Genomic DNA, 9,539 nt, shown 5'->3' with positions numbered 1-9,539 from the left:
CGGTGTCGTCTTCAACCCCGGCCGGATCCCTGCCCGTCGTGTTCATGTTCTCCGGGCAGGGCTCGCAGTACTACGGGATGGGCCAGGAGCTGTACGAGGCCGACGAGGTGTTCCGCACGGCCCTGCGGCGCTACGACACGGCGGTCACCGAGGAACTCGGCGAGTCGGTGCTCGCGCGCATATTCGATCCGACCAAGCAGCGCAGACACCCCCTGGTCGACACCCGGATCACCCACCCGGGAATCGTCATGATCGAGCTGGCCCTGGCCGAGGCCCTGCGGGCGAAGGGCGTCGAACCCGACTACGTCCTCGGCTCCAGCCTTGGCGAGTACACGGCGGCCGTCGTGTCGGGCAGCCTCGACCCGTACGACTGCCTGCGGCTGCTGGCACGGCAGGCCGACGCGCTCCGCGCCGGCCCACGTGGCGGGATGCTGGCAGTGCTGGCCGGGCTCGAGACGCTGGAGCTGGTGCCCGAGTTGCGCGAGTGCGAGCTCGCGGCCCGCAACTATCCGGGCAACTTCGTCGTCGCAGGCACCGAGGAGGCGCTCAGCCGGGCCGAGTCGGCCCTGCTCGCCGCCGACGTGGTGCACCTGCGCCTGCCGGTCGAGTACGGCTTCCATTCCCACCTGGTCGACCAGGTGCTGGAGGAATGCCGCAGTGCGTTCGACGGCGTGACGCTGAAGCCGCCGCGGATCCCATGGGTGTCCTGTGTGGACGGGCGGCCGGTGGCAGAGGTGACGGCCGAGCACTTCCACCGGGTCGCCCGTCAGCCGATCGACTTCGAGCGGGCCATGGCCCACCTGCGGGACCGGGGTGACTTCTGCTACCTCGACCTCGGGCCCTCGGGCAGCCTGCACAACTTCGTCCGCAACATCCTCCCGGACGACGGCGATTGGGAGTCGCTGCCGCTGCTCAGCCCATTCGAACGGGACGTCAGGCTCTTCGAGAGCGCCCGGCGACGTGCCGCCCGGGTGCGGCCGAGAAAGGAACCCGGCATGAAGGTCTACGGATTCCCCGGGCAGGGATCGCAACGGCGCGGGATGGGCCGGGAGCTGTTCAAGCGGTTCCCGGAACACACCGCGACGGCGGACCGGGTGCTCGGCTACTCGATCGAGGAGTTGTGCGTTCGCGATCCGCAGCGCCGGCTCGGCCAGACCGAGTTCACCCAGCCCGCCCTCTACGTGGTCGGCGCGCTGAGCTACCTGGACCGGATCGCCCAGGATCCGGTGCCGCCTGACTACCTCGTCGGGCACAGCCTCGGCGAGTACGCGGCACTGTTCGCGGCCGGCGTCTTCGACTTCCAGACCGGGCTGCGGCTGGTGCGGCAGCGCGGCCGGTTGATGGCCGCGGCCGGTGGCGGTGCGATGGCCGCGATCATCGGCCCCGACGAGGAGACCGTCACGCGGATGCTCGCCGGGCCCGACTTCGCCGGCCTGGACCTGGCCAACTACAACGCCATGGACCAGTTCGTCGTCTCCGGCCCGCCCGAGCAGATCGAGGCGGCCTGTACCGCTTTCGAGGCCATCGGCGCGCGGGCGGTCCGGCTCCACGTCAGCGCGCCGCTGCACTCGCGCTATATGCGCGACACGGCCCGGGAGTTCGCCGCCTACCTTGACGGGTTCACGCTGAGCCCGCCGCGGATCCCGGTGATCGCCAACGTTGACGCCGAGCCGTATCCGCCCGGCACGGTCAAAGACCGGCTGGTGGCGCAGATCGCCGCTCCGGTCCGCTGGACCGAGACCGTGCGCAAGCTGATGGCGCACGGGGACTTCGAGTTCGTCGAGCTCGGCCCCGGCCAGGTGCTCAGCAAGCTGGTCCAGCGCATCAGGGCGACCACCGGACCTCTCGCGGCGAGCCCGGCCGCCGAGCCGTCCACCGCGCCGTCCGCCGCGCCGTCCGCCGCGCCGCCTCCGGCGGCCGCGCCGACGGTCGCCACGGTCGCCGCTCAGCTGCTCAGTGCCGACTCGCTCGGCGCCGCCACGTTCCGTGAGCGGTACGGCCTTCGCCGGTCCTACCTGATCGGCTCGATGTACGGCGGGGTCAGCGGCGAGACGCTGCTGCGCTCCGCGGCAAAGGCCGGACTGCTCGGATTCCTCGGCGTCGGCGGGCTCCCGCTGGACGAGGTGGACCGCCAACTGCGCACCCTCTGCAGCGATCTTGGACTCGGAGGCGCCTTCGGGGTCAACCTGCTCTACCGGCACGGTGCCCCCGAGGCGGAGGCCGCCCTGGTCGACCTGTTGCTCAGCCACGGCGTCGAGCTGGTCGAGGCCTCCGGCTTCCCCATGATCACCGAGGACCTGGTCCGGTTCCGGCTCAAGGGGGGCCGGATCCTGGCCAAGGTGTCCAGGACCGACACCGCCGCCGAGTTCCTGGCACCGCCGCCGCAGAGCGTCGTCTCGCGGTTGCTCGCGGCCGGAGCGGTGACGCCGCAGGAGGCCGAGGCGGCGCGGTACCGCCCGATGGCGGACGACCTGTGCGTCGAGGGGAACGGCGGCTGGCTGCACGGCACCGCGGAGCCGCTGACGGTGCTTCCGCAGGTGCTCCGGCTGAGGGACGCGACCGCGCTGCCCGGTCAGCCCCCGGTGCACGTCGGCTGCGCTGGGGGAATCGGCAGCCCGGAGGCGGCTGCCGCGGCCTTTGTGCTCGGCGCCGACTTCGTGCTCACCGGATCGGTCAACCAGTGCTCGGTGGAGGCAGCCACCAGCGACCCGGTGAAAGACCTCCTGCAGGAGGCGCGCGAGTACGACGTCGCCCTCGCCCCGTGGGGTGAGCAGTTCGAACACGGAGTACAGGCGAGCTATCTGAAGCTCGGCCAGTTCTTCCCCGCCCGCGCCGCCCGACTGTACGATCTTTGGCACCGGCACAACTCGTTCGCCGAGATCGACCAGACCACCCGGACCCAGGTGCTCGAGCGGTACCTCGGTGGCGAGCGGCCCCCACTCGTGGCAGCAGGCCGGGACCCCAAGGCGGACATGGCCGCGCTGTTTCGCGAGTACTTCGCCCGCGGACTCCGGCTGGCGGTGACCGGAGACCGCGCGTCCGCGGTGGACCACCTCATCCACTGCGGGCCGGCCATGGGGGCGTTCAACCATGCTGTCGCCGGCACCGAGCTGCGCCTTTGGCGCAACCGCACGGTCGAGAGCATCTCCGACACCCTCATGGAAGGCGCGGCCGCTCTCCTCACCACCCGGCTGCGGAGCCTCCAGCAGACCTCGTACCACGACGGCAAGTGACTCCAGGAATCAACGGAACAGGACGACGCAGGACGATGACCGAAGACCCGCAGAACCCTCCAGTGATCTTCAACCCGTTCACGCCGGACTTCATGGAGGACCCCTACCCGCACTACGCGGAAGTGCGCAGGCACGCGCCGGTTCACGAGCACCCGGGCGGCTTCTGGATGCTCTCCCGGTACGAGGACGTGCTCGCGCTGGTGCGGTCCGGACTCTCCGTCGAGCAGCGCCACGTCGCGCCCGGACCGTTCCGCGACGCCTACACGAACGCCGGTGTCACGGACGACCCGAGGCTGAAGGGGCTCGCCCTGCTCGACCGGGACCCGCCGGACCACACCCGACTGCGCAAGCTGGTCAGCGCGGCGTTCACGGTGCGCGCGATCAACGCCATGGAGCCGCAGATCCGCTCCCTCGTCGACGACGCCCTCGACGGGATCGCCGAGGCCGGCGGCGGCGACCTGGTCGAGGCGCTCGCGTTCCCACTGCCGTTCACGGTGATCGCGCGGATGCTCGGCATGCCTCCCACGGACAACAAGCGGCTGAAGGAGCTCACCAGCATGCTGATGCGCTCCGTGGAACCGACCACCGACCCCGAGGTGATGCGGGCCGTGGAGGCGGCCGACGCGGAGATCTTCGAGATGGTCGGCGAGGCCGTCACCTGGAAGCGCGGCAACCTCGGTGACGACCTGCTCAGCGCGCTCATAACGGCCGAGGAGGACGGCGAGAGCCTCAGCCACGACGAGCTGATCGCCCAGGTGGCGATGCTCTACATCGCGGGCCACGAGACGACCGTCAACCTCCTCTCCGGCGGCTCCCTCGCCCTGCTGCGCAACCCGGACCAGCTGGAACTGCTGCGCGCCAAGCCCGAGTTGATACAGAACGCGATCGAGGAGTTCCTGCGTTACGACTCTCCCGTGCACAACAGCAGGCGGATCACCCTCGAGCCCTACCAGGTCGGCGGGTACGAAATTCCCCCCGGCTCCTTCATCCTCGCCAGCCTGGCCGCGGCCAACCGCGACGAGGACTTCTTCGGGCCCGACGCGGCAGAACTTCGCATCGACCGTGAGAACGCCCGCCGCCACCTCTCCTTCGGCAGCGGCATGCACATGTGCATCGGCGCGGCCCTGGCCCGTATCGAAGGCCGGGTGGCCATCGGCGAACTGGTCCGCCGCTTCCCCGCCCTGAGCCTGGACGGCGAGGTCGAGTGGAACGGGCTGCTCAGCCTGCGCGGAGCAGCCCGCCTGCCGGTCCGCGTGTGACCCGCGGCGGCACCTGCTGCTGAACTGCCGGCGCCGGCCGCTCCGACGACCTCGCCAGGTGACCCGCCTCGGCCCGCCGCTGACCCACGAGCGCGGACATCACGAAGTGCCGATCGAGCTGGATCCCGATCGGCACTTCGTGTCGTATCCGGCGGGTCCCGCGGAGTGGTACGGCGGCGATCTCGGTGTAGCCCCTGGTGCGCCGGCGACGGGATCCCGCACCCCGAAGTCCCACATCCCCGGGCGCGATGCAGCATTCGACCAAGCCTCCAGACGATCACTGTGCGGGGCGTGGGGACCTGACGAGCGTAACGGCCGGGGAGATCGGGGATTCTGTTCCAGCGTTCGCGGGTGGTCTGCTCGCGGACTCCGCCGGGGGGCGGGGCGGATTGATGGTGCCCAGCAGCCGGCGTGTGCGGCGGTCAGGGGCTCGAAGGCGGTCGGAACGAGTGGTGTCCGGGACGCAGTGGGTCCACCTGCCGGAGAAGTACGGCACCTGGCGCGGTGGGTCAGCCCCCACCCGCTACGTCGGGCCAGGACGGCGTGTCCGGAGCTACCCCGGTGATGGCCTTCTCGACCTCTTGGACGACGCGGCTGTAGTCCCCGACGGACGAGGGCTTGAGCAGGTTGGTGCGGCGGCTGGGGTCACGGGCGTAGTGAGCCCGCAGCCGCGCCTCCCATGCCTCGCCGCGGCCCAGCAGGAAGGCCAGCGGCAGTGCCCGCTCGTGGAACTCCAGTGCTTCCTGGGTCGGGGGCAGCGGATCCTCCGCCGCGAGAAGCGCGTCCAACGCGGAGCCGAATCGCCGGGCGCGAGCGGCCAGTTCCTGACCGCGCTCGGTCGGCGCCGGACGGTTCGTGCGGAGGAAGCGCCGGAGGACTGCGACGATCAAGGCGATCGGAGCCAGAGCCAGCGCCGCGACCACGTCGGCGGCGACAGGCCCCGCAAGGGCGCCGAGGACGATCAGCCCGGTCAGGCCGGACGCGCAGAGCGTGATGAGTGCCCAGCGCCGCAGCCGTCGATGCGGCGCGCGCCATGGCGCGGCCTTACCCGTCCCACTCAGCTGCCGGTAGACGGCCTCCGCCACCGGATACCGCAGACGCTTCCACTCGGCCAGTTGCCGGGTGCCCCGCATACGCGGGGAGAAATCCGCGATCAGCCGGTCCACGCCCTCCATGGGACCATCCCGCACGAGCTTCCACAGGCACGCCTCGTCCGGCGGCAGCGGGAGCGCGCTGGTGCTCTCGCTCTGCTCCACCCACGGCCCCTGGCTGATCCGTACCCGGCCCCGTGCGCCCCACGCCACCATCTGGACGCCGATGGCGTAGGTCATGGACCTGCCCAGCAGCACTCCGTGCTCCAGAACGCCGGCGTCGGCCAGGAGTTCGTCCAGCTCCTCCCGCAGCGGGCGGACGGGGTGACCAGTCGTCATGCGAGCCCCTTCTCGAACGACGCGGAAGACCCGTCCCACGACACGACCGCGGCGGCGGCAGCCGTTGCGCTTCCCCAGGAGAGCGTTACGCCTGCACCCCCGTGGCCATAGTTGTGGACCAGCCGGGTCCCGGGCATGGTGCGGTGGTCCGCTTCCAGGCGGATGCCGCCGTGGCGCGTCGGTCGCAGTCCGACCCGGTGGCCGGTGACTTCCACGTCGCGCAGTTCGGGTACCAGGGCGCGGCAGCGCCCCAGGATGGCCCTGGCGGTCGAGGGGTTCGGGGCGGTGTCCCAGCTGCCCTTGTCGAAGGTGCCGCCGAGGACGACGTCGGCGCTGCGCGGGTGGATGTAGGTGTAACCGGCCGGGTCGTCCTCAACGCGTAGCGACGTGTGCAGGCCGGGGTTGCGCACGAGGACGAGTTGCCCGCGTACCGGCTCCAGCGTCGTGTCGCCGCAGAGCCGCCGGGCGCCGATCCCACTCGCGTTGACGATCGCCGGTGCCCAGGCGCGGGCCTGCTGGAGAGAGTCGAGTCGTTGGTGGACGAGTTCGCCCCCGCCGTTCCGGAACCGGTCCAGCAGCCAGGGAAGGTACAACGGCATCTCCACCGTCGGAGCGGTGAACTCCCAGCCGTCCGCGTATCCGGACGGCAGCTCGGCCGGCTCCAGTCGGCGCAGGTCCGGGACGGCGGACCCCCACCAGGGCAGTGACTCCGTCTGCTGCCGGAAGCTCAGCATGCGAGTGAGGCGCATCGTCACCGCGGGGACACCGCGTTCCGCCTGGGCGGCGAGTTCGGCGAAGGTGTGCGCGCACCACGCTGCCACTCGGCTGTCCTTGTCGATGCCCGTCGGGTACCACACGGCCGCGGCCACGGCCGACGTCGTGGTCATGGGCTCGTCGGCGGTGACCACGACGACCCGAAGCCCCTTCTCCTGCAGACGCAGAGCACAGGTGAGTCCGATGACTCCGGCTCCGACCACCACCACGTCCCGCACGACACCCTCCCCGCGCCAGGCCGCTTGCCGGCCTCCACAACCCTCTCCAGGGAAGCCGGTCGCCCCGGACGGCGTCCAAGACCAGATCTCCCATCAGCGATAAGCGGCGCTTATCGTGGCCGGATGGATCTGCGCCGGATGCGCTACTTCGCCGTGCTGGCCGAGGAGTTGAACTTCACCCGGGCCGCCCGGCGGCTGCACATCGCGCAGCCTGCGCTCAGCCAGCAGATCAAGGCGCTGGAGCGGCAGCTCGGCACTCGGTTGATCGAACGCGGCAGCAAGGGCTGCACGCTCACCCCCGTCGGAACAGTGGTGGCCGAGGAGGCCAGGCAGGTGCTGCAGCAGGTGGCGGCGGCCGACGAACGGATAGCTGCCGTCATCCAGGGACGGCAGGGGCGCCTCAGACTGGCCTACACGCGCTCCGCCCGTGGCGGCGCCGCCGATGCTCTGGTGGCAGCCTTCCGCACCCGCCATCCCGAGGTGGACCTCAGCCTGCAGACCGGCTGGACCAGCCACAACGTTGCCGAACTCCTCGCCGGGCGACTGGACGCAGCCTTCGTCCGGCCGCCGCTCGACTCTCCCGGACTGGCCTGCCGGATCCTGGCCGAGGAGGAACTTCTGCTGGCTGTCCCCGTCAACCATCCGCTCACCGGCACCCGCGGAAGGATCAGCCGGCAGCGCATCAGCGACGAACCGGTGGTGCTGTGGCCACGGGAGAACGGCCCTGGCATGTACGACCTGATCACCAGTCAACTATGGCCCGGCCACGCACCCCGGATCGTCCGCGAGGAACCCGACGACGAACAGCTCCTGCTGGCTGTGGCCGCCGGGCACGGCATAGCCCCCATCCCCGAGGGCCGGGCCCGCACGTTCCGTATATCCGGCGTCAGCCTGCGCAGACTCTCCGCCCCTACCCCGACCGTCACCCTGGGCCTTGCCTACCATCCCCGTACCGCTTCACCCGTCGCGCGCCTCCTCCTCGCCATGACCGGTCAGGGCAACCAGCCCAACGTGTCTCAGTGAGCCTTCCACCAGGTCGGCAACGGCACAGCTGACGTCGACACCAGGAACCGGCCCGGCGCCCTCCGGCACCTCTGCTTGCCGAGTCGGGCGGGTTGGCCTACTCCCTCGGCACGGAGGCCCCTCGGGACATGGCGGGGCCGGGCGGCCGGGGCCGCCCGGGGCGTCGTTCCGGACCGTCGGCCGCGCGGCCGGACACCCTTCACGCACCGCTCCGCTGGTGAGCTGCAACCGGCCAACTGCGGGCGCCACCACGCAGAGTGAACGATTGTTGTAGGGGCCACACGTCAGCCGGGGACGGCTGCGCCTCCCTGGACGACCAAACGTGATCTATACAACGTTCATTGGTTGGGAAAGGTAACTATCGGTCGATGGGCTCCGCGCCCCGGATGGGCGGTAGGTAAACCTCGCATGACGCGAAGGGGGCCGTGGGGTGGCTGGAAACATACACTCGCCCGGTCGGCGGCTGGGGCGCCTGTTGACGCAGAGGCGGAACTGATCCTTTCCTTTATCTGCCTCGCCGGGACCGGGCGGGGCGCTCCTGATGGAGGAAAAGCGCAGTGGGTCATACGCCGTGCGGATTTCTGCTTCCGCATGCTCGCGGCACCCCGCGCCTTCCATCGCTGTCAGTATTCACTCCCGGCCAGAGATGAAGATCATTCGTCGACAGGGGAAAGAGTGAGTATCTCCACGATAGGCAACGAGACCCGTCTGGCGGCGCTTCGGGATTATTTCGCCCGAGAAAAGCCCGTGCGCATCGTCGAGGTGCACAGTCCGCTGGCCGCCGTCATCGCGGAACATGCCCAGGGAAAGGGCCCGGACAAAAGGGAGTTCCACGGGTTCTGGTCGAGTTCGCTGACCGACTCGGCACTGCGCGGACTCCCGGACATCGAACTGCTCGACATGGAACTTCGGCTGTCCTGGATCGACCAGATCTTCTCCGTGAGCACGCTGCCGCTCGTCATGGACGGGGACACCGGAGGGCAGACGCTCCACTTCGAGCACATGGTCAGGGCGATGGAACGCCGCGGCGTCTCGGCCGTGGTGATCGAGGACAAGGCCGGGGAGAAGCGGAACTCCCTGCTGCCGGGTGACGGGCTGCACACGATGGCCCGGGTCGACGAGTTCTGCGAGAAGATCTCCCGCGGAAAGGCCGCCCAGTCCTCCACCGACTTCATGATCATCGCGCGGCTGGAGGGGCTCATCACCGGCCTGCCGCGACAGGAGATCCTGGACCGTGCCGCCGCCTACGTGGCGGCCGGAGCGGACGGTCTGGTGCTCCACAGCCGCAGCTCGGACGAGGCGCCCCTGCTCGACCTGGCCCGCGAGCTGCGCAGGCGGCACCCGGGCACCCCGCTGGTGGCGATCCCCACGGCCTACCCGTCCGTGACCGAGGAGGAGCTCCACGCGGCGGGCTTCGACCTGATCATCTACGCCAACCAGATGCTCCGCGCGGCGACCAGGGCGATGGAGGAGGTCAGCCACCGCATCCTCGACCATGGCCGGGCCCTGGAAGCCGGCGAGATGTGCATCGAGACCTCGAAGCTCCTGTCGATGCCCGACGACAAGAGGCCCATCGTGCGTGCCCCGCGCAACTGACCACCG

The 9,539-nt window shown here is 70.3% G+C and carries 6 protein-coding genes; 4 read left to right on the top strand and 2 right to left on the bottom strand.

Features of this window, described 5'->3' with window-relative positions:
* Nucleotides 1–2: 2 nt before the first annotated feature.
* Together fabD and HZZ00_RS23495 are read left to right on the top strand one after the other, a co-directional pair.
* The gene (fabD, locus tag HZZ00_RS23500) at nucleotides 3–3,233 is read left to right on the top strand and encodes an ACP S-malonyltransferase (RefSeq protein ID WP_306856112.1); all 3,231 of its coding nucleotides are present in this window, start codon (nucleotides 3–5) and stop codon (nucleotides 3,231–3,233) included.
* Nucleotides 3,234–3,268: 35 nt separating this feature from the next.
* A complete protein-coding gene (locus HZZ00_RS23495; protein WP_180328308.1) occupies nucleotides 3,269–4,492 on the top strand; it encodes a cytochrome P450 in 1,224 nt (407 codons plus the stop codon).
* A 509-nt stretch (nucleotides 4,493–5,001) separates the two neighbouring features.
* Here HZZ00_RS23495 and HZZ00_RS23490 read toward each other — a convergent pair.
* Nucleotides 5,002–5,922: a hypothetical protein gene (locus tag HZZ00_RS23490; protein ID WP_180328307.1), complete on the bottom strand. Its 921-nt coding sequence runs from the start codon at nucleotides 5,920–5,922 to the stop codon at nucleotides 5,002–5,004.
* Nucleotides 5,919–6,914: an FAD-dependent oxidoreductase gene (locus HZZ00_RS23485; RefSeq protein ID WP_180328306.1), complete on the bottom strand. Its 996-nt coding sequence runs from the start codon at nucleotides 6,912–6,914 to the stop codon at nucleotides 5,919–5,921. The genes HZZ00_RS23490 and HZZ00_RS23485 overlap by 4 nt, the downstream gene beginning before the upstream one ends.
* Nucleotides 6,915–7,037: 123 nt before the next feature.
* Here HZZ00_RS23485 and HZZ00_RS23480 point away from each other — a divergent pair, with 123 nt between their 5' ends.
* Together HZZ00_RS23480 and HZZ00_RS23475 are read left to right on the top strand one after the other, a co-directional pair.
* On the top strand, nucleotides 7,038–7,937 hold the full coding sequence (locus HZZ00_RS23480) for a LysR family transcriptional regulator (RefSeq protein ID WP_257585153.1): 900 nt from the start codon (nucleotides 7,038–7,040) through the stop codon (nucleotides 7,935–7,937).
* A 675-nt stretch (nucleotides 7,938–8,612) separates the two neighbouring features.
* Entirely contained in the window at nucleotides 8,613–9,533 is a 921-nt protein-coding gene (locus tag HZZ00_RS23475) for an isocitrate lyase/phosphoenolpyruvate mutase family protein (RefSeq protein ID WP_180328305.1), read from the top strand.
* Nucleotides 9,534–9,539: the final 6 nt, after the last annotated feature.

This window comes from Streptomyces sp. NEAU-sy36 (assembly GCF_013423905.1).
GTDB classification, from domain to species: Bacteria; Actinomycetota; Actinomycetes; order Streptomycetales; family Streptomycetaceae; genus Streptomyces; species Streptomyces misionensis.
Note: the sequence above shows the minus strand (reverse complement) of the source record. Positions and strands in the feature narration are given on the sequence as shown.

Bases quoted from the DNA above. Each gene is read 5' to 3' on its own strand.
- HZZ00_RS23495 (WP_180328308.1), top strand. From the start codon at position 3,269: ATGACCGAAGACCCGCAGAACCCTCCAGTGATCTTCAACCCGTTCACG.
- HZZ00_RS23490 (WP_180328307.1), bottom strand. From the start codon at position 5,922: ATGACGACTGGTCACCCCGTCCGCCCGCTGCGGGAGGAGCTGGACGAA.
- HZZ00_RS23480 (WP_257585153.1), top strand. From the start codon at position 7,038: ATGGATCTGCGCCGGATGCGCTACTTCGCCGTGCTGGCCGAGGAGTTG.